At 39.9% G+C, this 22,749-nt stretch carries 26 protein-coding genes; 14 read left to right on the forward strand and 12 right to left on the reverse strand.

Features of this window, described 5'->3' with window-relative positions; translation table 11 throughout:
• The first annotated feature begins 308 nt into the window (after positions 1–308).
• The 3 genes from WA1_RS49965 (at position 309) to WA1_RS49975 (ending at position 3,722) form a co-directional block, all read left to right on the forward strand.
• A complete protein-coding gene (locus WA1_RS49965; RefSeq protein ID WP_017741061.1) occupies positions 309–1,505 on the forward strand; it encodes an acetyltransferase domain-containing protein in 1,197 nt (398 codons plus the stop codon).
• Between the two features lie 1,138 nt (positions 1,506–2,643).
• The gene (locus tag WA1_RS49970; protein WP_017741062.1) at positions 2,644–3,138 is read left to right on the forward strand and encodes a DUF2808 domain-containing protein; all 495 of its coding nucleotides are present in this window, start codon (positions 2,644–2,646) and stop codon (positions 3,136–3,138) included.
• A 95-nt stretch (positions 3,139–3,233) separates the two neighbouring features.
• On the forward strand, positions 3,234–3,722 hold the full coding sequence (locus WA1_RS49975; protein WP_017741063.1) for a DUF2808 domain-containing protein: 489 nt from the start codon (positions 3,234–3,236) through the stop codon (positions 3,720–3,722).
• A 350-nt stretch (positions 3,723–4,072) separates the two neighbouring features.
• On the opposite strand, the gene WA1_RS49980 is transcribed toward WA1_RS49975, so the two are convergent.
• Positions 4,073–4,339, reverse strand: coding sequence for an EamA family transporter (locus WA1_RS49980; protein WP_017741064.1), 267 nt, complete (start codon positions 4,337–4,339; stop codon positions 4,073–4,075).
• 311 nt (positions 4,340–4,650) lie between these two features.
• Here WA1_RS49980 and WA1_RS49985 point away from each other — a divergent pair, with 311 nt between their 5' ends.
• Both WA1_RS49985 and rppA read left to right on the forward strand, forming a co-directional pair.
• On the forward strand, positions 4,651–6,285 hold the full coding sequence (locus WA1_RS49985) for an iron uptake porin (protein WP_017741066.1): 1,635 nt from the start codon (positions 4,651–4,653) through the stop codon (positions 6,283–6,285).
• A gap of 531 nt (positions 6,286–6,816) precedes the next feature.
• Positions 6,817–7,620, forward strand: coding sequence for a two-component system response regulator RppA (gene rppA / locus WA1_RS49990; RefSeq protein ID WP_017741067.1), 804 nt, complete (start codon positions 6,817–6,819; stop codon positions 7,618–7,620).
• Here rppA and WA1_RS49995 read toward each other — a convergent pair.
• The 4 genes from WA1_RS49995 to WA1_RS50005 form a co-directional block, all read right to left on the reverse strand.
• Positions 7,556–8,203: a DUF305 domain-containing protein gene (locus WA1_RS49995; protein ID WP_026134417.1), complete on the reverse strand. Its 648-nt coding sequence runs from the start codon at positions 8,201–8,203 to the stop codon at positions 7,556–7,558. The genes rppA and WA1_RS49995 overlap by 65 nt on opposite strands.
• An 852-nt stretch (positions 8,204–9,055) precedes the next feature.
• Entirely contained in the window at positions 9,056–9,526 is a 471-nt protein-coding gene (locus WA1_RS50000; protein ID WP_017741069.1) for a hypothetical protein, read from the reverse strand.
• A 124-nt stretch (positions 9,527–9,650) separates the two neighbouring features.
• Positions 9,651–9,791 (reverse strand): hypothetical protein, encoded by a 141-nt coding sequence (locus WA1_RS57935; RefSeq protein WP_158516803.1) that lies wholly within the window; start codon positions 9,789–9,791, stop codon positions 9,651–9,653.
• A 60-nt stretch (positions 9,792–9,851) separates the two neighbouring features.
• Entirely contained in the window at positions 9,852–10,100 is a 249-nt protein-coding gene (locus WA1_RS50005; protein ID WP_017741070.1) for a hypothetical protein, read from the reverse strand.
• 52 nt (positions 10,101–10,152) lie between these two features.
• Here WA1_RS50005 and WA1_RS57940 point away from each other — a divergent pair, with 52 nt between their 5' ends.
• Positions 10,153–10,539 carry a hypothetical protein gene (locus WA1_RS57940; protein ID WP_017741071.1) on the forward strand — a complete coding sequence of 129 codons (387 nt, stop codon included), beginning with the start codon at positions 10,153–10,155 and terminating at the stop codon, positions 10,537–10,539.
• A gap of 490 nt (positions 10,540–11,029) precedes the next feature.
• Here the strand turns inward: WA1_RS57940 and WA1_RS50015 are convergent, their stop codons facing one another.
• The 6 genes from WA1_RS50015 to WA1_RS50040 all read right to left on the reverse strand — a co-directional run bounded on the left by WA1_RS50015 (position 11,030) and on the right by WA1_RS50040 (position 16,528).
• Entirely contained in the window at positions 11,030–11,290 is a 261-nt protein-coding gene (locus WA1_RS50015; protein ID WP_272819485.1) for a KilA-N domain-containing protein, read from the reverse strand.
• A 532-nt stretch (positions 11,291–11,822) separates the two neighbouring features.
• Entirely contained in the window at positions 11,823–13,526 is a 1,704-nt protein-coding gene (locus WA1_RS54370) for a hypothetical protein (protein WP_017741073.1), read from the reverse strand.
• Positions 13,526–14,884, reverse strand: coding sequence for a replicative DNA helicase (gene dnaB / locus WA1_RS50025; protein ID WP_017741074.1), 1,359 nt, complete (start codon positions 14,882–14,884; stop codon positions 13,526–13,528). The genes WA1_RS54370 and dnaB overlap by 1 nt, the downstream gene beginning before the upstream one ends.
• Positions 14,881–15,726 carry a helix-turn-helix transcriptional regulator gene (locus tag WA1_RS50030; RefSeq protein ID WP_017741075.1) on the reverse strand — a complete coding sequence of 282 codons (846 nt, stop codon included), beginning with the start codon at positions 15,724–15,726 and terminating at the stop codon, positions 14,881–14,883. Before WA1_RS50030 ends, dnaB begins: the two co-directional genes overlap by 4 nt.
• Positions 15,719–16,210, reverse strand: a complete 492-nt coding sequence (locus tag WA1_RS50035) for a hypothetical protein (protein ID WP_017741076.1) — start codon at positions 16,208–16,210, stop codon at positions 15,719–15,721. The genes WA1_RS50030 and WA1_RS50035 overlap by 8 nt, the downstream gene beginning before the upstream one ends.
• The gene (locus tag WA1_RS50040) at positions 16,211–16,528 is read right to left on the reverse strand and encodes a hypothetical protein (protein WP_017741077.1); all 318 of its coding nucleotides are present in this window, start codon (positions 16,526–16,528) and stop codon (positions 16,211–16,213) included.
• A gap of 313 nt (positions 16,529–16,841) precedes the next feature.
• Between WA1_RS50040 and WA1_RS50045 the strand changes: the two genes are divergently transcribed.
• The 8 genes from WA1_RS50045 (at position 16,842) to WA1_RS50075 (ending at position 21,414) form a co-directional block, all read left to right on the forward strand.
• Positions 16,842–17,219, forward strand: coding sequence for a helix-turn-helix transcriptional regulator (locus WA1_RS50045; protein WP_017741078.1), 378 nt, complete (start codon positions 16,842–16,844; stop codon positions 17,217–17,219).
• Positions 17,220–17,402: 183 nt separating this feature from the next.
• The gene (locus tag WA1_RS50050) at positions 17,403–17,744 is read left to right on the forward strand and encodes a helix-turn-helix domain-containing protein (protein ID WP_017741079.1); all 342 of its coding nucleotides are present in this window, start codon (positions 17,403–17,405) and stop codon (positions 17,742–17,744) included.
• Between the two features lie 120 nt (positions 17,745–17,864).
• Positions 17,865–18,047 (forward strand): hypothetical protein, encoded by a 183-nt coding sequence (locus WA1_RS50055; RefSeq protein ID WP_017741080.1) that lies wholly within the window; start codon positions 17,865–17,867, stop codon positions 18,045–18,047.
• A gap of 95 nt (positions 18,048–18,142) precedes the next feature.
• On the forward strand, positions 18,143–18,286 hold the full coding sequence (locus tag WA1_RS57945) for a hypothetical protein (RefSeq protein WP_017741081.1): 144 nt from the start codon (positions 18,143–18,145) through the stop codon (positions 18,284–18,286).
• Between the two features lie 176 nt (positions 18,287–18,462).
• Complete coding sequence (locus WA1_RS50060; protein WP_033334652.1) at positions 18,463–18,912, forward strand: hypothetical protein; 450 nt, start codon at positions 18,463–18,465, stop codon at positions 18,910–18,912.
• Between the two features lie 210 nt (positions 18,913–19,122).
• Positions 19,123–20,043, forward strand: a complete 921-nt coding sequence (locus tag WA1_RS50065) for a nucleotide-binding protein (RefSeq protein WP_148663083.1) — start codon at positions 19,123–19,125, stop codon at positions 20,041–20,043.
• 19 nt (positions 20,044–20,062) lie between these two features.
• Positions 20,063–20,800: a hypothetical protein gene (locus WA1_RS50070; RefSeq protein ID WP_033334653.1), complete on the forward strand. Its 738-nt coding sequence runs from the start codon at positions 20,063–20,065 to the stop codon at positions 20,798–20,800.
• Between the two features lie 2 nt (positions 20,801–20,802).
• Positions 20,803–21,414 (forward strand): DUF6753 family protein, encoded by a 612-nt coding sequence (locus tag WA1_RS50075; RefSeq protein ID WP_017741085.1) that lies wholly within the window; start codon positions 20,803–20,805, stop codon positions 21,412–21,414.
• Positions 21,415–21,587: 173 nt separating this feature from the next.
• Here the strand turns inward: WA1_RS50075 and WA1_RS50080 are convergent, their stop codons facing one another.
• Positions 21,588–22,355 (reverse strand): response regulator transcription factor, encoded by a 768-nt coding sequence (locus tag WA1_RS50080; protein WP_017741086.1) that lies wholly within the window; start codon positions 22,353–22,355, stop codon positions 21,588–21,590.
• Between the last annotated feature and the right edge of the window lie 394 nt (positions 22,356–22,749).

Genomic DNA, 22,749 nt, shown 5'->3' on the forward strand with positions numbered 1-22,749 from the left:
GGTTTCAGTTTTCTTGTCTCAATTAGTATGGTTAGATTTTTCACACTGAAAATTCACAATTGTCATTAGTGTTGAAACACTAACTTTATAATTATTTCGATATTTATAAATATGAGGAGTTTTACAACCTAGTAAGAAGGGTTCTGCGAGAAGTGGAAAGCTTTTTTCCGCAGAGTGACATATTAATCAGACAGTTAGGGGTTAGGGTGTCTCAAAACCCCAATTTCTGCAAATGAAACAACAATAAATACCTTGTTTGCAGTTCATAACAAATAGAGAGCACTTGTAGATTCAAGATTATAGTTAAGATGAGTTCAATAGTTTCTGTCCCTGACCCTGAGAACCATAAACAACCTATAAGCAAGCGCCTAATATCGCTAGACTTATGGCGCGGACTGGTCATGGCGCTCATGACCTTAGACCACGTGCGAGACTTTTTTACCAATGTTCGCTTTAATTCTTTAGATATCACCCAATCAAACATCCCTCTGTTTTTTACTAGATGGGTAACTCATTTATGCGCCCCCTCTTTTATTCTCCTGGTAGGTATTGCTACTTATCTTTCTTTCCAACGCCACCAGAACAAGCGAAAACTCTCCTACTTTCTTTTCATGCGTGGACTATGGTTGGTATTTCTGGAGTTGACTGTCATTAAACTTGCATGGACTTTCGACTTAACCTTTTTTGGCGCGGGGGTGCTTTGGGCAATTGGTTGGTCTATGGTAGTCTTGGCAGCACTCATTCATCTTCCGACTCGAGCGATCACAGCACTTGGAATCCTGCTTATAGTTGGACACAATTTGTTTGATAATTTCAATGCTGAACAATTAGGAAGATGGGGTTGGCTTTGGACGATGCTTCACGAACAAAAAATGTTCGCACCCTTTCCAGAAATCAACTTTTTCATCGTCTATCCCCTCATTCCTTGGATTGGAGTGATGGCAATAGGTTATGCATTTGGAAGAGTATTTGATCTGGAAAAATCTCAACGCAACCAGTTGCTACGGCGTCTGGGGCTAGGTCTAATTCTTGCCTTTATTATCCTACGGGCAACTAATATTTACGGAGACCCTCAGCCTTGGTCATTCCAGTCCAGCTTTTCTCGTACCCTACTATCATTTATCAACTGCCATAAATATCCGCCTTCATTGCTCTTTTTATTGATGACTCTTGGTCTATCAATCCTGATACTTCATTTGTTTGAAAGCCACAGATTTAGAATTCTTAACCCCCTTGTTCTCTTCGGCAAAGTTCCTCTATTTTTTTATATTATCCACCTTTGGCTGATTCATATTGCTGCGATCGTACTTGCCTTCCCTCATTATGGATGGAAAGCAATTATTCTGCCTTACATATTTTCTAGTCAGATGCCAGCAGATTATGGATATGATTTACCAAAGATTTATGGTTTGTGGATAATCATGCTTGTTATCCTATATCCCATCTGTAATTGGTTCGCTAACTATAAAGCCAAACACAAAGACTGGTGGTTGAATTACTTGTAAAAATTCCTCTTGAGCTTGAATAACGACTTCAAGAGTTATTTGTGAACAATTTCATCTTGATTTCATTTTGTTGTGAGACGATGGTTATAGAGTTTACTTTTGAAAGTTTATGTGCTTGCTACAAACATATACTCCTGTTTTCAAGTCAGTAGACAATCTGATTAAGCAGAGGTCAAATGCTATTATTAAATTTCTATATCTAGCAATCAATGAAATTAGGCAATATGTATCTACAAAATCTTTGCTTACTAAAGGTTTTATAGTTTGAAATGCAAATGATATTGAACATCCGCACTTCAAGACTATTGTTTGTTGTTTTAAAACACCTATGATGGATTTGCTGTATCTTTATTAAGATACTAAATACAATTTATAGTGAAAATACTGAAAATTATTTCTACGGTATCTACGGTTATTAAGTATTAAATTCTTGGACAGTAGGTTTCATATAAGGCTATACGTAATACAAAATTACCTTCACAAATGTAATTGACTTGTAGGCACGCGACTACCGTCTCTCTTGACACATCTAATAAGTATTTAGACTTGTAGATAAGAAAATACTGAGGTATCAAGAGTCACTTAATTTCATCTTAATTTCATTTAAATTTTCTATAATAAATTCTAGAAATATGCTCCTCTTTTTCACATCCCTATCAGGCTTTTTAGTTGTGCCCCACTATGGTAAGACTAAAAGCCTGATTTCTTATTAGTAGTCAGTTCACAATGGTAAATATATGATAAGAATAAAATTAGGCTAACAGTATCAGGGTAAGCGCATTTCATCTTTAATAGATTGAATTTTTTGTTAGCTCAATCGCATTGATACTTTAGCAATCAATACCTACCGTAACATGAATGAATAATTTTTATTAAGCAGCCAAAATTTCATCTTAATTTCATTACGTTCTGTCATTCTAGTAAATAGAGGGAGCATAGCTCTTTGTCAAAAGTATCTCCAGTAAGTTGAACTTGCTAAGGACACGTGAGCTATCTAACTTATCCTTAATTAACGGTTGAATTAAGGGAGCAGCTAAGGTTTGCTTTACCAAATTGTGATGCATCCGTTAATAATATGTTCATTGCCAAGGATGAAATTCACATTTAGCTGACATAGTTGATTTATAGGTAATTAAATATGAAGAAAAAATTGATATGTGCTGCTGTATTAGCTCTAGCTACGGCAGTTCTGATTTCTCCTAGTTATGTAAGTGCTAGGACAAATGATGGTAAGGTTCCCCATATTGATAGCAACGTACAATTTCCTTCTACGCGCCGGGGAATTGGGGGAATTTTTAGACATACTTTTCGGTTACACGTTCCTCAAAATAGTAAGGCTGTTACCCAGCTACTTATTACTGTTCCAGACAATGTAACTATCAGTAATGACATCAAGAATATCGATGTTGCATATGAGAATAAACAGAAAATTAATACTAACGTTTCTGTCAAGGGCAGAACTATATTGCTAGTTTTCACCGAACCAATTGCTCCTAACACTAAGTTCCACATTGACCTTAACAATATAAAACGGTCAACTCTTGGTAATGGTTCTGTCTACCGCTTCTGGGCTAAAGAGTCTGACCTTGATGCTGAAATTCCCATAGGTGTAGCTCATTTTCGTATTTACTAATGTATTTTTTTAATGATAAACAAGACATTTCATTGGGATTTCATTCATGAATGTCATGCTGATAAATAGAGAGTTAATTATTAAGGAGAACAGAGATGAAAAAGTTAATTTATGTAGCTGCATTCACCCTGGCAATTACATCTTCGGTTCCTGCTGTCTGGGCAAGTGGAAAACATGGTGATTTTAAAGCTTCGCATTTGAACGGAAGTGCAGCTTATCCTCAAGACACTATTGCCCCAGATGCCACTCATAAGTTTGAAGTTCATGTACAGGGAAAACCCTTGGCAGAACTAGCGATTGATTTACCAGATGGGGTAAGAATTAATAGGGGAATTGAGGTAAAAAATCAATCGGGTCAAAAAATTCCAACGACGGTTTCTATTAATGACAGAAAAGCTACAGTAGTTCTCTCACAACCAGTAGAGCCTGAAACAAAGCTATTAGTTTTTATGAGAGGTGTTAATACACCTAACCTACCTCCTGGTTCAAGTAAAACTTGGATGTACCGAGTCACTGCCAAGCAAGTTGGATTGAATGGAGAAATTCCACTTGGTCTTGCCCTTGTTCAGACCTATGCTATTTAGGTAAAGCAACCGACCGTAACTTGAGTTAAGGCTATCAAGTTAACAGGGTAGCTGCATCTTAAATGCTATTTACAAGCGGATGCGGGAGGCTTCATTGTGTTGCGAGCGACAAAGCTTAAGTCCCGTCAATTTGCGATCCACTTAGATTTGTCAGTGCAAGACGTTAAAATACACCCTTGGACGCTCGAGAAAGTAGACGCTCGAAAAACTTTTAAAAAGTCACCTTATAACTGTGGGGTGCGTTACACTTTGTTAACGCACCTTCTCAAACTGGTTATTTGTAAATTTGAATCCGCTCTGTGCTAAGTGGTATATTAGCTGCTATGCCGACAATTTCAGCTTTTCATCAATCAGCGGTAGATAAACAACAGCTCCACCCCTGCGCTCGCCACCAACACACCTAAAATTGCCCGCAAACTAATTTTCTCCCCTATAAAGAAAGCCAATGGCAGCACAAACAGAGGACTTGTGGCACCGAGGGACTTGGCAATTCCAGCAGCTGTAAATTTAAGGGAGATTTGTTGCAGCCAGAAGCCCAAGTAGGTACTCAAAAAAGCGCAACCTTGCATAGATTCCCAGTCATCAACACGGCAGCCTATTTTTTTGCCTGCCTTCACTCAACTATGAATAAATTCACTGTTTTCTATATTGCTAATCAAAAATGAAATTTGAATGAAATTTGAATAATTTTTTTTACTTTCCATTATTTTATTTAGTTATTTATAATTTCATCCTAATTTCATCTAGATATGCATTCATTGCTTTTACTCAATCTAACATTGACAAACAATCTACAAAGTGCTTTTCTTACTTACTAAATTTGTTTTGCTTATAAGTTTGAAATTTCATCTTAATTTCATCTTTCTCTGAGAATCTATTTATAGGAAGAACCCTGTAAATATTTACTTTGGTGTGAGAGAGAAGAATCATGACAAAACCGTTCTGGAACGTTCTAAAGCTGAGTTCAGCTGTTTTTGCAGCCACATTTTTCACCACCAACAGTGCCTTGGCTGTTGAAGTCAACGAACAAGTCACTTCAGTTGTTCAGTTGAGCGAACAAAATGACAGCCTAGGTCAGGTGACATCTGTTTCTCAGTTTTCCGACGTACAGCCTACAGACTGGGCATTCCAAGCATTGCAGTCTCTAGTAGAACGCTACGGCTGTATTGCTGGTTATCCCAATGGAACCTATCGCGGGAATCGAGCTATGACTCGTTATGAATTTGCAGCAGGGTTAAATGCTTGTTTAGACCGAGTTAACGAACTGATTGCTACAGCTACCTCTGATTTGGTAAGGAAAGAAGATCTAGCTACTTTGCAACGCTTGCAAGAAGAATTCTCTGCTGAACTAGCTACCCTGCGCGGTCGTGTCGATGCTCTAGAAGCTCGCACTGCTGAGTTAGAAGCAAATCAATTCTCTACCACTACAAAACTCGTTGGAGAAGCGATTTTCAATATATCTGATATTTTTGGTAGCGATGAGAGGGCTGTTCCCTCTGGTGTGAACCAAGCAACAGCTCCTGACTTGGAATCTAATACCATTTTCGCTGACCGGGTTCGTCTAAACTTGCTCTCCAGCTTCTACGGCTCAGATCGGTTGCAAATCCGTTTGCAGGCTCGAAATATCACCCCATACGGTACAAATGTAACGGGTACAAACATGACCCGTCTAAGTTTTGATGGAAATGACAACAACGACATTCTGATTGACAAAGTAAACTATGCATTTAACCTAAGCGACGCCATACGCGTCCAGATTGATGCATTTGGTGGTCTATTATACGAAAACCTCAACACCTTTACCCCCGACTTCAACAGCTCCGGTAGAGGTGCTATCTCCCGCTATGGTCGCTTCAGCCCCATTTACCGCGTAGGTGAGGGTGGTGCAGGTGCGACAATTAACTTGAATCCCAAAGGACCAATTACTGTATCAGCAGCTTATCTAGCCGATAGAGCCAATAATCCTGAAGATGGGTCAGGTCTAATTGATGGTGGATATGCAGCCTTTGGTCAGATATCCTTCCAACCCAGTCAAGCATTTAATATCGGTTTGACCTATGCTCGCACCTACCAAAACAGAGGACAGATTAACCTCTTTGGCTCTACAGGTAGTGTCTATGCTAATAACCCCTTCCAAGGTGCTGCTCTGACGGCTAACCACTATGGCGTAGAAGCTGCCCTCAGACTAGGATCTAGAATTACGATTGGTGGTTGGTATGGTTTCAGTAACGCCGAAGCGAAGAGTGGTGTAAGAGAGGGCGATGAAGCAGACTTTAACTACTGGGCTGCAAACGTTGCTTTTAAAGACTTTGGTTCACAAGGAAGCGTACTTGGTTTTATCTTTGGTCAACCACCTAAAGCAAGTGACAACGATTTCATTCAAGCAAACGGTGTTCGTCGTGAAGATGACGACATATCTTATCACCTAGAGGCGCTGTACAGATTGCAACTTACTGAAAATATTGCCGTTACTCCTGGTGTAATAGTCATCTTCAACCCAGAACACAATAACGACAACGACACTATCTACGTTGGGACACTCCGTACCACCTTTACTTTTTAAAACTGATAACAGCTAATAATTAATAGTTATTAGCAATCGGCTATTATCAATTAGATAAACCTTAGCTTACCTATAAATGGGCCTTGGTATATCTAAAAATTTCTTCAAGTTTTAATTTTGTTTAACAGTACATAAGCCAATACAAGACCCTAGCTTTTGTCTGGGGTCTTGTGGTTTAATTGTGGATAAAAATTTTCTGATATAGCTTAATATTTCATCTTGATTTCATACTTAGCTGCCATAATAAAAAGTAACTCAAAGTAACTCAATAGATCTCTTGCAAGCAGTTAGTTTTCATTACTTACTAACTGTGTCTCATTCACACCTACTAAGTTATAGCAATTAGATCTATTGAGGTTTTCTTAGTATTGAAACTTCAACGTTCGTTCAATAGTAAGAAAGCATTAATTAATAATTCAAATATTCAGAAACTTTCTCTGCTATTATCAACTTAAAATCAACTATTATTAATATATAAAATCAGACTTTTTTTTAGTTTTTCGAAGATCGAACTTATCTTTAAAAGGTTTTATGAGAGTGCTGCTAGTAGAGGATGAACCAGATTTAGGTGCTGCTATTAAGCGAACTTTATGTCAAGAAAAGTACTTAGTTGACTGGGTGATAGATGGTACTGAAGCTTGGGCATATTTAGAAAATAGCTGGACTCAGTATACGGTCGCTATTTTTGATTGGATGTTGCCAGGAACAACAGGATTAGAATTATGCAAGCGGTTGCGGTACAGAAACAATCCTTTACCCGTATTGATGCTGACAGCCAGAGACAGTATGGAAGATAAAGTAGCTGGGCTAGATGCGGGAGCAGATGACTACTTGGTAAAACCGTTCGGTATGGCAGAATTACTGGCACGATTGCGAGCTTTACAACGTCGTTCTCCTCATTTCCAATCCCAAAAACTGACTGTTGGCAATCTCACTTTAGATTATGGTAGCAGTGCCGTCATTTTTCGGGATGCTACAGGTCATCAACAAGAGATTTGCCTGACTAATAAAGAATTTCAGCTGCTAGAGTATTTTATGAAGCACTCAAACCAAATTGTGACCACAGAACAGGTTCGCAATCAGCTTTGGGAAGTGAGTGCAGAACCTGCTAGTAATGTAGTGGCAGATCAAATGCGTTTGCTGCGTCGCAAATTAGCCAGTAGTGGCTGTGGGAACCCAATTGAAACTTTGCACCCCAATCCCAACACCACATCATTTTTGTTTACGGAAATTGAGTCATTATTTGCGAGATTGATGAGAGGTTTTTTGATTAAGAGTTATTCATGCTTTGGAGCAATTGCTGCATTTGCTCAATTTCAGCACTTTGACTTTTGATAATAGACTCAGCTAAATTTCTAATTTCGGGGTGTTTAGCACTATTAACAACCAAGCCAGCCATCATCGTTGCCATTAGGTGATGACGAATCATCTGACGGAGAAATTCCCGATCGACGTCAGACGCATTTTTCAGCGCTTCTATCATTTCCTTGTCCATCATTTCTTGCTGCTGCATAGCAATCATCATTGCCTCCCCCATTTCGTTACGCATATCCATGTTCATGCCAGTCATAGGGACTTCAGTGCCGTACCACTGCTTGTACCAAGTCCGCATCTGCTCTATTTCGCGGGTTTGTTCTTCGATAATAGATTCAGCCAGCTTTCTAACTTCAGGGTTTTTGGCTCGATTCAAAGCAATTTCAGCCATCTCGATAGCGCTTTGATGATGAGGAATCATCATTTCAATAAACGGCTTATCTACTTCAACCCTCTTCTCGTGTTTATAATGCATAGGGCTTGTATTAGGAATTTGCGCCTGAATCAGCTCGTGGGCTTTGACGCTGTTGGTAATGGAGAGGATTGTGATAGTGCTGCCTGTCAGCAAAGCAACAAGACTGTAAATTGTAAATTTTGTGTTCATCTTTTTACTCATTATTGTTTAAAGGCACATCTTTTCACTGAATTCTTATTTGTAGGACACAGATAGTTTTCTCTTATGTACCAGCCAAGATAAGGCTTTGTTTTACTGAATCTTTAGTTGAAAGTATTTTTATATCAACGCATTTCCCCTCCTATTCATTAATAAAAATTTCAGGAGGGTGATAATAGCTGAAACAGCAATGCTGCTCCTAAATTTCGCTGGTTTCTCAAAAATTTTACCAACCTTAAATTGAAGTTGAAAAAGTAAGATGCGAGGTGGCATTACCTTAGAGCGCCAGTACAGTAGTCAAAAAAAGGGTAAAAAACCCGGTTTCTCTATCCTGCAAAGCTTGATATCTCGTAGGTAAAACTTAAAGAAACCGGGTTTTTGTGATTTTTGTACCGGTGCTCTAGAGTGTATGTGTCAAAAATGTTGTGGTAGAAAAAATCTGAAATCAGCCCCAGTCTTGTACGATTGTTGTCCAATATTTATTCTCCTCATTGTAGAAGTGACTTACACCAGCGCTATGACATCTAGCGACAAAGCTTATTTACTTTCAATTTAATAATATTTTGCAAATACACTAACATCTCCCCAATGACATATTATTGTTAGTTGAAAATTTACAAGGATTTCATCCTGATTTCATTTTTGTATGATTTATTGTTTTAGTATTTGTTTTGATGGAGATTTCACACATATTTCATAAGCTTGTGATAATCTGTATAGATGATAGAAATAATTTCTTTGCTGGATTAGTATGAGCTAGGAATTCTTTCTAAAAAGAACTAAACTATATGCTTTAAAAACTGCCACTTTATCCTTTAAGTTACACCCTGAAAACTTTTGGGTCTAGTTACACTGCGATCTTTCTAGAGAAAAAAATGGTTCATCCCTTAGAACTTTTTCTGAGTAAGGGGATGCAGCTTCACAGTCTTCTTTCTTTAGAAAATTGTCTGACTTATCCCTTAGAACTTTAATAAAAGCTTTGATTGCGTCTACGGGAGCATCCCTCTCAATCATGCACTGCACCGTGTAAACTTTTTCTCTTGGGACACTAAGAGATTTTGATTTCCACGAACCGTCTTCTTTGACCTTGTAATTGTATCCCCAGTACCAGTGATTGAGATTATCTGGATCGCGTTCTACGACACGAGGATAGAATGCAATTTCACCGGATTTGAGCTGAACATTTTTCAGGTAGCGGTACAAACTGCCACTAGAGTTTGAGGTGACATGAATAATTGATTTCGGTGGCTGTTGAGTCTTTTCTAGAGAAAAGAGTTTTTTATCCCTTAGAACTTTTGGAGGCGCATTATCCACACTCGTGTAAGCTCTGCCAATGCTATGCAGGGCAATCTCCTTGCACAGACGCTACGCCTACGGCAGGGCTTCTCTCCGAGACGCACTTAAGCCCAATACCCGTGAATGAATTTCGTCAGTTCTTTCAAACGCTTTCTGGAAAAGGATTATGAGCGTTTTCTTGAATGACCGTCTCTCGCCCAATAACAATCTTGGTAATTAACTGGTCTACGGAAATTCCCGTAGACCTCGATAACTCTGGGGTTTCAGCTGCGCTAACAGCCACCCGCAAGAAGTTTTATATTTTACAAATAATTTAAATAATACTACTGAAGACTTAGCATTTTTAGTCTTTAATATGACTTTTTCCACTTTTTTCTTTACTAAGAAAAGCTTTAATTGCACTTACAGGCAAGCGATCGCCAATCATCTTTTGCACCACCGAAACTTTGTGTTTTGGAACCGAGAGACTTTGCCCAATCCACTTCCCCTCTACCAACACCTCGTAGCAGTACCCCCAATACCAGTGGTCTGGATTATCCTCCTCTCGTGTACCTTCAACATAGGGATATGAGGCAATGACGAATTGGCGCAAAGGGACTTGACTTCAGGATGCCGTTAGAGCTTGAAGACGGAGCGGTGGCTTCTTGTTCAGAAAAACTTATCAGTATAAATTAGATGCATCTGTTCACAAAAGTGTTGAATACAAATATACTTTTTTAATCAGTGAAGAATTTAATCATCCATTAATAATTAACGATCATATTATTTGTTGGGAAATGGATATGCCTAATTTTGGATATGTCCAACAAATAACTGATTCATACGGATACTTTGGCGATACCTTAGTTACTAACGAACTCTTAGAGATTGGTTATGAGATTACAAATATTCAAAGCCGTGATGGTGAATTTCATCCTGCAAACGTAAAAGTGATTAGCTTGAAAAAGCTAATAGAAAAGACTTTTAGTTGTAAATGGACAACTCCACCACCTAATACAGCATCTGAAACTAAGAAAACAAAACGTCGTTAAATCCACTTGTTCCACTTGGCGATCCGGGTTCTGGTCAATGCTGCTGACGCGGATGTATCTGATGCGTTGCCCTTTCAAGGTGTCCTCTCGCTTAATCTGTCAGGATAGAGTATAAGACATGGCTTGACAGGTTTGAGAAGGCAGAGGCCTGAAGACAGGGGATTCAGACAAGGACGCCCTGTTCTGAGCGCTACGCGTCTTGTAACAGATTTTATTTTTTGTGACGGATAAATCTGGCACTCGGTGGGCGAAACGCTTAACAGTACTGTGAAGCCCACTGGCCTGCGGTCTTTCTAGAGAAAAAGGTGAGTCGTCCCCTAGAACTTTTTCTAAACAGGTCGGTTCAGTTGCACGGTACTCTTTCTCTAGAAAATTGGCTGACTCATCCCTTAGAATAGATAGAACGACTACTGTAAAACCCTTCAAGAGCAAGCAGCCAATACTTCTTACCTGCTCTTTGAATTAGATTGGAACAATATTCACCCGTTAATTAACCATCACCTTCTATAAAAGCTTTGATTACACTTATGGGCAGTGTAGGATAAGTGGCTGAAACCCTTGTAAATACTGAATTACTACTTTTGAGGTTTTTGGCTTGAACCGGTTTTCTACCTAATTTTCGTGCCAAAGCAGCAACCAAATTCCAAGCATGGTCGGTTTTTAGCCAATCAGAAACATCTTTGCTATGAGCTACACACATTGCAGTTGCATTAATGTAGCCGTTATCACGGCGTTGACCATTTTGAGGTATCTGTACAAGCTGCCACTAGCCTGTAGTCTTTCTAGAGAAAAAGATAAGTCATCCCTTAGAACTTTTTCTAAACAGGTCGGTTTAGTTGCATGGTACTCTTTCTCTAGAAAACTGACTGAATCATCCCTTAGAATAGATAGGACGACAACTGTGGTCAAAGGAAATCCCCGTAAACCTCGATCGCTCTTGGCGCAAGCTGAAAGAGCGCTTATCGCTTCGGCGCAAGCCTCCCCCGGCTTATCGCTCTCCTAAAAGGGATTTTGTTGTTGTTAGCCATAGGTAGTCACTCAGCACCAAGAAAAGCTGTAAACGCTTTTTGATTACACGGAGCGGTAGCTTCTTGAATTTTTCTAGAGAATAGAAATGTTCGTCCTCTAGAACTTTATTAAATGGAGGAAGTTCGTAATGGTTGTTCCGAGCATCATTTAATTACAAACATTTGTTAAAAAATACTTAAGAACAGTAGCTAATCAAAGTACAGCGCCCACAAAGTTTGAAAATCTCTCTGACTGGCGCTTTTTCGGCTTGTAGCTTAAGAACCTTTATCTTTGATTGTTTTCTCTTTACTTAGAAAAGCTTTAATCACACTTACGGGTTTTTGACTATCAATCATCGCCCTCACAGTCACAATTTTACATTTGGGTATTGAAAGTGTTCGCCCTTTCCACTCCCCATCTACTAACACCTCATAGCAATAACTCCAATACCAATGGTCGGGGTTATTTGGGTCTCGATCGCCCTCAACACGAGGATAGGAGGCAACTGTCCCAGATTTGAGCTTCTTCTTTTTGAGGTAGGAGCACAAGCTACCACTAGCCTGAGGTTTTTCTAGAGAAAAAGATAAGTCATCCCTTAGAACTTTTTTTGAGTCAGGGGATGCATCTGTACTATCTTCTTTCTCTAGAAAACTGCCTGACTCATCCCTTAGAACTTTCAGGCTAGCTCTGATTTCGTCTACAGGTGCATCCCTCTCAATCATGCATCGCACCATACGAACCTTATCTCTAGGAAGAGAGAGCGATTTTGATTTCCACGAGCCGTCTTCTTTGACTTTGTAATTGTATCCCCAGTACCAGTGATTGAGATTATCTGGATCGCGTTCTACAACACGAGGATAGGATGCAATTTTACCGGATTTGAGCTGAACGTTTTTCAAGTAGCGGTATAAACTGCCACTGGAACTTGAGGTGACATGAATAATTGATTTCGGTGGTTGTTGAGTCTTTTCTAGAGAAAAGGGTTTGTCATCCCTTAGAACTGCTGAAGGCCTATCATCCACACTCATGTAAGCTCCTTGCCTTGATGTGATGCTTACGCCTTCCTTCTTCTCGATCCCATCGCCGTTTTTAGTAGACCGATTGTCTATTTCTCCCTTAACATCACTCTCATCAGTTCCTTGTTCTCGATTAAGCGACGGCGGGTTAGAGACTTCGACTTCTACAAGTCTCAAGTTTTGGGTGGAGTTAAATCCCCACTCAAAACCTCCTGTTAAGAGCTCCTTGTTAAGAATTCCCTCGTTAAATGAGAGTGTTGAGGTAGAGGATTGTTTGTCAATTAACAGTTGTGACTTGAGGACGTCGTTAGAGCTTGAAGACGGAGTAGCGGCTTCTTGAATCTTTTCCCTTGAATAAAGATGTTCATCCCTTAGAACTTTTGAAGATGCATCAAAAGTATTGCGATACGGCTGACTCCGTAAAGCCAAGGGCTTATCGCGTTGCGTTTCCTGTTGTCCAACCGCACGGAGTGCAGTTGCCTCAAACTTCGGCTTCTCGCTTGCCTGTTCTTCTAAAACGGGCTTGGCAACATACGAGTGCTCGCTCCCCTTGGGTGTTTCGGGATCGCATACCTTGCACTTTCCCCCAGAACTATTTTTCAGCTTTAACTTTGACTCATCACTAAAGCTTTCAGGCGCTTTCCAAGTGAGCCTTGGTGGGATGAAACGTGTTAACCGGACTAGCAATTCTGGTTCAATCGGAACGGGTATTGATTTTCCATCCCATAGAACTAAAACGAGGGGTAAATATGCGTCTAAAAACAGCTGGTCTCTTGTCAGCTGTATAGTTCCCTCAATTGTGGCATCCTTTAGGCGAACGCGATAAGCCAAAGGCTTAACGGCTGAAGCCGTATCGCCCACCGCCCAAACATCATCTGGGTCTGGGGGTTCGTCTCCCCACTCGGAGTTATCTAACCAACCACGCAAGATGAACCATTGCTGCTGAACTACATTTGCAATCATCAAACTGACTCCAAATTTTTAAGAATTCCATAGGACTTGTCAAAGAACACCGTTGCCGTACCAGTCATGCCATGCCTTGACTTACCAACAATCAGTTCTAGAATTCCCTGTAAATCCGTATTGGGGTTGTAGTACTCATCTCGATAAGCAAAGATGATATTGTCTGCCACCATCTCCAAAATTCCTGACTGGCTCAGATCGCTCATCATTGGGCGCTTGCACTGCCGGTTATCAACTCCTCTGGAAATTTGCGAAAGTGCGAGTACGGGAACATCCAATTCCCCTGCCATTTTGTAAAGTCCCCTGGCAACATCTCCCAGTTCGTAGCTGCGGTTCCCTCCACCTTTAAAGTCTTGTGCTGCCATCATTTGTAGGTAATCAACGATGACCAATCCCAGTTGACCCTCTTTTGCTTTAATCTGACGGCACTCGGAAGCAATTTGGGAAACTGTAATCCCCCTCGAATCGTTGATATAGAGCGGTAAATCTGTAGCTACACCGCTAATTTTGGCAATGCTGACAATCTCCCAGTCAGCTAAGGGAAGATCGCCAGAACGGTGTTTGCGGATGCGATCGCACTTCAAAGGAACCAAACCCAGGTACTGGTATGCTGGTGTCACGCTCATCAAACTCCACAATCTGTATTCCAGCTGCTTTTTGGTCATCTCTAAAGAGAAAATGACAACGCTTCGGTTGTGGAGCAGTATCATTTGGAGAGCTAAGAACAAGGAGACAAAGCTTTTCCCCATTGACGGCCTGCCAGCAAGTATGGTAAGGTGTCCACCCTCAAACCCCACGATTAACTTATCCAACTCGTGAATTCCCGTGCGGTAGATGGGGGTGATGGACTCTATTTCCGAGTAAGCGTTCACAGCGATCGTGCTGTTGTGTTCGGTGTTTGAGCTAAAAGTTTGATGGGAAAGAGAAAAGATTTTTTGTTCCGAGCGATCAAGTATGATAGGTAACTCAGTTTCTGTTTCGTATCCGAGTTCCATAATTTCAGCACCAACTTTAATCAACTGACGCCTGAAGTATTTCTCCATCACCAGTTCTGTTAAGGCATCGATGTTGACAGCCGATACCGTGCGGTCTACCAAAGTTGCTAGCTTGTTTCTACCACCAACTGTAGCGAGTAAGTTGCGATCGCTCAGCCAGTTGATAACCGAAAGCAAATCTGTGGGTTTGCCCTGACCGTACAATTGCAGCGTTGCTCGATAAATTTCTCTGTGAAAACTGATGTAGAAGGCTTCGGGAACGAGACGAGCCGAGATTCTGGCGATCGCATCGGGGTCAAGCATTATACCACCGAGTATTGCTTCTTCAGCTTCAATGTTCTGGGGAGGTAAGCGCTCGCTCATGCCGTACCTCCTGTTTCACAAGATTCTGCTTGTGACTTCTGCCAGTTTGCTTGTGCCTGCTGGTATTTCTGCTCCATTTCCTCAGTAAACTTTTTCATCACTTGGCTATTGAGATTGCTTTTTGATTTGCTAGCTTGCTTTTGTTGGTGGGAGGTGAATTTTTCGTAGTACACTTCCCAACGGTTTTGCCCTGCTTTAGTTGTATGGGCTAACCAAGCCTCAATGTCATTCACTTCCTGGCTAAGATTCTTAGTTTTTTCAAGACAAAAATTTAAAAAACTCGCTCGCTCCTCGTCTGAGAGAGTTTGAATAAAGTCTGAATAAGTCTGAATAGTTTGGGGAGTGCTGGAATCCTTGCTGTGTGAAGATTCCGTCCGTTGGGTGTTGCACTGGTGCGTTTGCTGTTGCACTGGTGCATCTTGCGTTGCACTGGTGCGCTTGCTGTTGCGCTGGTGCATCTTGCGTTGCGCTGGTGCAACAGTTTCTTTTTCTTCTATTTTCTCTCTTTCGCTCCCGTTTTCTTCTTTGCACAAAAGCGTCAACCTACGGTTAGATATTTTTTGTTTAACACGAACTTGTTCTAGCTCTATTTCAATCAGTTTTTTCTCGTCTAAACTTCTTAATGCTCTAGAAACACTACTCTTATGCAATCCGAGTCTCTTGCCTAATTCAGAACAGTTAATTTCTAGATCCCTATCACCGTAAGGGTCTGATGCTCTAATCCAAATAAAAACCTTAATTTCTGCTGGATTTAGAGTTTTACAACACTCTTCCCAATCCTCAGCAGTTAAGCGCAGGTGTAGCGGGGTTTTAGTTTTAGCTTGCTCCTTACTCCTACTCACCGCACACCTCCTCAAAAGTTACAACAACGTCAAATTCCGATCCTGTTGCCTGAGCTAGTGCTAGTTTTGTCAAATCTGGTTTTCCAAATGGGTGAATTCGTTTGCTGTGTTCTGGTTTGAAGGCAGAGTAAGCTAAGACCTTACCTAGAGCCTCTTTCCAATCACTAATTTCCTTAATTTCAATAACTTCAGTGGAAGTCAGTAAATCGATACGACCTACAGCAGTAACCACTTCAGTTTGACCGCCTAGTTCGTGCTTGAGGCGATCCTGTATTTGGCGTTCAACATCTGCGCTGGCAACATTTCGGTTACGGTCAGCCTCGGAGTCAATCATCATTAAGTAATGCCATAATCGAAACTGAGAGCCTGTAAGACGATTGGTAATAGCGATCGCGGAGTGGGAAGCAGGCATTAGACAGTATCCTTGTGCTTCCTCCTTAGAAAAGTTTTTTGCTTTATGAGTGGTGCGTTTGAGTTTCGTCATTTAAAGCACCCCCTCATTAGGAACAGCGATACACAAGATACGGCAAGTAGTCTGAGCTAACGCCAGCTTTGCCAAGACCCATTTTCCAAATAGGTGACGCTTGTTATGGTTAGGGAAGAAAGACGAGTCAGCCAAAATCTTATCTAAAGCACCCTTCCAATCACCAATCTCCTTGATTTCAATAACTTCTTCTCCACAGTTCTGGCATTGATAGTTATCGTGCTTGAGAGCTAAAAGTCTAACGGCTCTCCAGTACTCCTGTTCTGCTCTAGTTTGAGGGGCTTTACGCTCCTGTTCGATTTTCGGTTTTTCTGTCATAATAGAAGTAAGTTGTTTGGACTTTGCTCTCACTTGTGCTCGCAAGTCAGGGCAATTCTGTTTATGAAATTAACTTCAACACACTACTGTGTCGTCTTAAAGCTAGACGACCCTTAAGAATCTTGAAGTTAAAGTTGTTCGCCCTTCACAGATAGGCGAAACAATGATTAATGTGTCATAATCATTAAATAAATGTTTATTTTCTCCTAAACTCTGCCCCCAGGTTTAGGATATAGTCCCCATCAGCGAGGTCTTGACTTCACTAAAGGGGAACTGTAGGTTTATTATTAGAGAACGTGATGTAAAAGTCAAGATGAATATCAGTAGAGCTTTTGATGAAACTCTAAAAAAGTACGGAGTCACCGGAGCAGCTTTGGCTCGCAAAGCCAACATTAGCCCTTCCCATGTTTCTCAATTTAGAAATAGTAAGGGTGGCGATGTTACGCACACGAGCTTGGAGAAAATGCTAGAAGCAATGGAAAGTCTAGCTCCTGGTTCTAAGCTTTACTTTTGCCTGTTGGTTGCTGGTAAAAATCCTGTAGAGTATTTGTCAGGTAACCTTACTGACTTATCATCTTTGGTCTTAGCGGCATCTCCACATGAAAAAGCTCAAATTTTTTATGCTTTGGGAAGATGGGTTGTCGGAAGCCGTGAAACCACCGATACAGCGACTTTGCCAGAAGCGGTCTAATAAGTCGTTATACATGAATTGTAGCACTCCTGAATAAATGTGTGTTTTGCTTGACATAGCTGACTTTTTTGACTAAATAAGAGTGTTACCTATCTAAGCGCCATAGTTCATTCCTATGTGACCTAAGATATCGTATAGTTTAACCGAATAAATTATAGTTCATAATAGCAAGGCACGCAAACAATGCCAAATATAACCCATGAGCCAATTGAGCCTTGCCAAAAGCTGTTTGATGAAATGCTCAAGCGTTTTAACATCTCAGCAAAGGATATAGCGGAGGTTGCTGATATTTCGGAAGTCATGGTTTCTCGCTTTCGTAATGGGAAGGCAGATTTGGGGGCATCGAAACTCTTTGCTCTCCTTTTTGCTGTACCCATAGATGCTCAAAAATGGTACATATCAGAGTTGTTTGGTTTTATCCCAGACGGCAGCTTACGATCGCTTATTCTCAAAGCACCTCTTACCGAGCAAGCAGAAGCTCTACGTCTCATTGCTGACTTATTTTTAATGAACAATCGTGAATAAAGCTGAAAACTAAATGAGAGATTCGACTCGACAGCAGTTGGCTACGTGAAAATACTAATTTAAATAGCTTGATATTAAATGTATGATAAGTTGCAAATAATCGTTCTCATAGAGAAAAAGATGATCGAGCAACAAAATTTAGAGCAAATTCTAACAGTTTGCAATACTTTACCACTTGACCAAAAAGCAGAGTTAATCAAGCAGCTTTTAGAAGATTCAAATGTGTTATTTTACTTTAACAAAGAGCAGGTAGTAAAAATCCTAAGAGCGATCGCGGATTATATTACTTCGGACACTAGATAACTGCAACGTTTGGACTCCCGTGCTTTAGACTCTTAACTACCAGACTCTGAAGACCGGACTCCACTCTCAAAAACGTATATGGAAAATTTGCACCCTTGAAACTAGAAAATCCCTTGTTGCGTTCTGGGGTAGCGTTGGCAGGTGTCAACAACCGCCATCAGACAAAGACAAATACGAGCGATGGTGTGTTGACAGGACTGGAAGTGGCAGGATTAGATTTATTTCATTTAATTTCTTGAACTACGTGTTTCGGGGCTACCTGCTCCCGTGATATTCAGGTGTTGAGAACCCCTTGGAAAAAAATACGAAAAAATACTGAGGGTTTCTAAGATTTTTGTTAGTTTCCAATTCGGGGTAATTCGTTGCAATATGGATTTAAGTAACCGAGTTGTGAAATACACGAGGATAATACTGTATGAAGGTTTCTATGAATGAGCGTATTGTTTCGCAGAGTGAGGTTTCGCAGGATAGCGTCGTTGAGCAAATGTGGAGCTGCGATCCAATGCTTATGACATATTTGAGCGAGAGATTTAATCACAGTAGTCTCACAGAACTGATTTTGGAATCAGTAGCAGCGTTTTGGAAGCCTTTTGCTCTAAGGCATATGGGAGTTGCTTCAACAGATACGACAATTGCCCTTCGTCAGTCGCTTGTTCTTATGAGTTCTCAGATAGAATTGATATCCAAAGAGTTTAGCCCTTTAGTTTTTAGTTTGTGGGAGTCTAATTCTACTAATGCTCTGCCCTTCCAAGATGAATGTTGTGCTGATTTTTCAAATAATGGTGTGGATATTTATAAACCAACTGTATGTGAATTGCAAACAACAAACACTGAATTTGGCGCTCGAGAGGCTTTCTTAGGATGATGCTGGAGTTCTAGATGCCTACTGGATAAGGTGTTGTTAAGGAGATAGACAAGTTTGATTTGAACTGGTTGGTAAGTTCAGCAAAGAAGTTTGAGGCAAACTTTGACTTAATGATTTAGTTCTAGTTAGTTTTGAAAATACATTGCGCTGGAGACACTGACTTCTCATAGCTACCTTTCTTCTGTATAAAAATACACGATGATTCTAAAAATGACAAACAGCACATCAGATAAAAATCAAAAAATCTCAAAGAAATCCGCAAATAAAGTTCAAGCATCTTCATCTGAATCTTTAAATAACTTTAATCGGTTTGTTATCGTAACAGGTGACAAGGGAGGTGTGGGAAAGAGTACTTTTGCCAGGGGACTGTTGCAAATATTTTTGGATAAAAAACTTCAGTTTACAGCATATGATGCAGATAAGCGGAATCCTCAATTACATCGACATTTTGGTGAACAAAGAGTTAAATTGATTGATATTTTTACTCGTGGAGGGGGAGATTACTTATTAATTGATTTAGATGAAAAGCGACCTCCCTTAGCTTTGTTGGATTTACCATCTCAGTCCGGCGAGTTTTTTGAGAAGTTTGACAAGGAGCTAGATCTATTTGAATCCTTAAAATCAATTCATTACAGGATAACAATGGTTTCTGTGATTAGCAGAGTCAAAGATTCTGTTACTATTATCGAATCTTTACATGAATATTGTGGCAAGAAAGTAGATTATGTTGTTGTCAAAAATTTATTTCATGGTGAGGAGGATAAATTTGAACGCTATAATGATTCGGAGATCCGAGAAAAAATGAGAAAATCTGTTTCTTTGAAAGAAATTTCTCTGCCGGATCTGTTTTATCGACCCTACGATTATATTGACGAGCATAGTCTGACTTTTAGTGATGTTTTTACCCATGAAGGAGCAAATATTGCTATCAAATCTCGAGTTAAGTCTTGGATGCTAGCTTTTGAAAACAGTGTATCACTAGCCACAAATTTATTAGGTCTGGAATCGACCCCAGTACCGATACAAGCTCCTGTATCAGAATCATCTCCTACATCTACCCCTACATTAGTACCGGAATCGATCTCAGTACCGACATCAGCACCAGAATTAGGAGCAGCGCAAACAGCTTAGGTTTTTGACTAAGATAGCCATGTCTAGGAGATTATTAATTACAGCGGGCGATTCGAGAGTAGGAAAATCTACGACTTCTAGGTTGCTTTTGGACTTCTTTCTTCAATCTCAATTTATTGTTCGTGCTTACTACAACGGACAACGTAATAAATTATCTTCTTACAGCAAGTTTTTGCCTGTAGGAGAGCTACAGCTTACTAGAGGAGGCGCTGATAGTTTATTAGTTGACTTGTATTCTTTTGATGAGACTGAAGTTGTATTGACCGATCTACCAGGGCAGCATCTCCCTCAATTTAAAACTTTTGTTAGAGAAACGCTTTTCTTTGAGCAATTGCTGCCTATTGGTTACCGAGTTACTTTTGTACATCCTATTTCCCATCGCCAGGATTGTGTTGAATATCTTCAAGAACTTCTGGAATTTTGCGGAAATGAGGCAGACTACCTGCTCGTAAAAAATCTTCATTTTGGAGAATATTTTAAATATTACGATTCGGCAGATGTACAAAGCTTTATTTCACAATTTAAGGTTGCTGAGCTATGTTTGAACAATTTACCTATTTATGCTTATCAGGCATTGGAAGATTGTAGTCTGCCTTATAGTGAGACTGTTTCATCCACTGACATTGATGTAATTTTTCGCTCAATGATATTTAATTGGATGGAAGATTTCTACGAGAAAATTAGCAACAATTCTACTGTTTCTCGGTATTTGGGCTTGAGCGCTGATGAATCTGTACGTGAAAAACTGGCTTTTTGATTATGGACGCTTTAGATGTAGCATTACAGGATTATTCAAAAGAAGAAAAACAAAAAATAGTTCAGTTGATAAAGCAGTCGGGAATAAACCCTAGAGATCCTTTGTTTATGGTTATGGCTTCTTTGGGAAAGTTTGAATTTCTCATGGATCAGTTGCCTCCAAGGTTAAACTCGTTAGTCGAAACTTGGACGGTGGCGATTGACAATAAGCTTCAGCAAGCATCTTCTGTCGCCCTCGTTCAGCAGAATAAAGCGATCGCAGAGGCTGCAGAAAAACTGGTGAGTCAGGTATCAACATCTGTAAGTTCAGATCCCAAGGTATTGTCATCTACTTATCTTGGCAGCATCAAGCTGTACTGTGCTTCTTTAATTTTAGGGGCAGTTTTGGCTTTGGGCGCAATGATAGGTGGAGTTATTTATGCTGTTGCAGCTAGCAATTATAGCAGCCCAGAAGGATTGAGCCTGCAAGATAAAAATCTTTTATTATGGGCTAAATCTGGCGCTGGTAGACAAGCTTTGGAAATTCAAAAAATCAATGCGAATACTATAGAGGTTTGCAAAAAGCAGCGACAACAGCTTAAGGGGAAATGCGTTATTTCTGTTTTCCCTGAGTAAACCACCTACACTCCCCTACCATAGCGCAAGCGCTTGGTAGGATTCTAAGACTGTTAGGAGAAAACCGATTGATTGCAGCTTTTATTGGTGATTTATTGGCATTGGTAAAAAGTTAAGACTGAAGAGGAAGTTCCCCCAACCAAACAAAGGTTGGTTGGGGGATGAGCTTCTGTTCAAGCTGGGATATATACCGACGAGCGCACCGCCTCTAAGCGCTGAGTGGCACAAATATCTTGTTTGCTATCGAAGCTGTAGTTTCCTTTGGAGGTCATAACATCTTCGTAGTCAATTAAATTTCTTTCTATACCAATGACGACTGCTTGCATTCTATTCTTCACCTTTAATTTCCCATAGATTTTGTGACTGTGACTGCGGAGAGTTCCTAATGATATATACAGTTTATTCGCTATTTCATCATTAGTAAGTCCTGCTGCCATTAAACGCAGCACATCTGTTTCTTTTTTGGTCAAACTATCTTTTTCGACTATTTTCTTTTTCTCAACAGGCTTTTCGTCTGCTTGGTTTAACATACCAATCAATGTTCTACTTATAGCAGAATCTATATATGATTCGCCTCTGTGAGTTGTTATAACTGCGTCTATAAGTTTTTTAGTTTCTAACTGTTTTGTGCAATACGAATCTGCTCCACTAATGAACGCTGCTTTTACTATCTCTTTTTTCGTTTCACCTGATAGGATTAAAACTTTGATTGAATTGTCGAATTTCTTGATATTTTCTGTTAATTCTATTCCACTCATGTCTGGCAAATTTATATCAACGATTGCCACGTTAGGTCTTAGTGATTTGACTAACTCCAGCCCTTTTGCTCCTGTGGCAGATTCCCCGCACACGGATATATTAGAATTTGAAGTTCTTGTAATCGCTGTTATTATCCCCAGCCTTATTATTTCAATGTCTTCAATTAAGACGGTACGAATCATACTGGTTCTTTTAACTTATGCTTTCTTGGTGGTGTAGTAATATTACTAATAACATATTGAATACGATAATGGTAATCTTTACGAGACTTTTATAAAGTTCCAGAAGAGTTTTGTACTTTTTTTACAATTACCCGAATTAAGGAGCTTGCTTTGTTCGAGTTTAGGTTCTTATGCAGCCAAGGTTGTTTGTAATTAATGAGTGCAAATAGGATTCATAGTAAATCTTGTTTAAAGTTACTTCTCAAATCTATATAGGTTCTCAAAAAATATTGTTAATTTTTCATGTCGAATGCTTGTTTTTTAGGATAACTACTGAAACCAAACTATTTTCTAAAAAAGCGCATTTTTACTGAGGTGTTCATTTAGTAATGTATTTATGATAACGATTATTGCT

Source organism: Scytonema hofmannii PCC 7110, assembly GCF_000346485.2.
Classification (GTDB): Bacteria; Cyanobacteriota; Cyanobacteriia; order Cyanobacteriales; family Nostocaceae; genus Scytonema; species Scytonema hofmannii.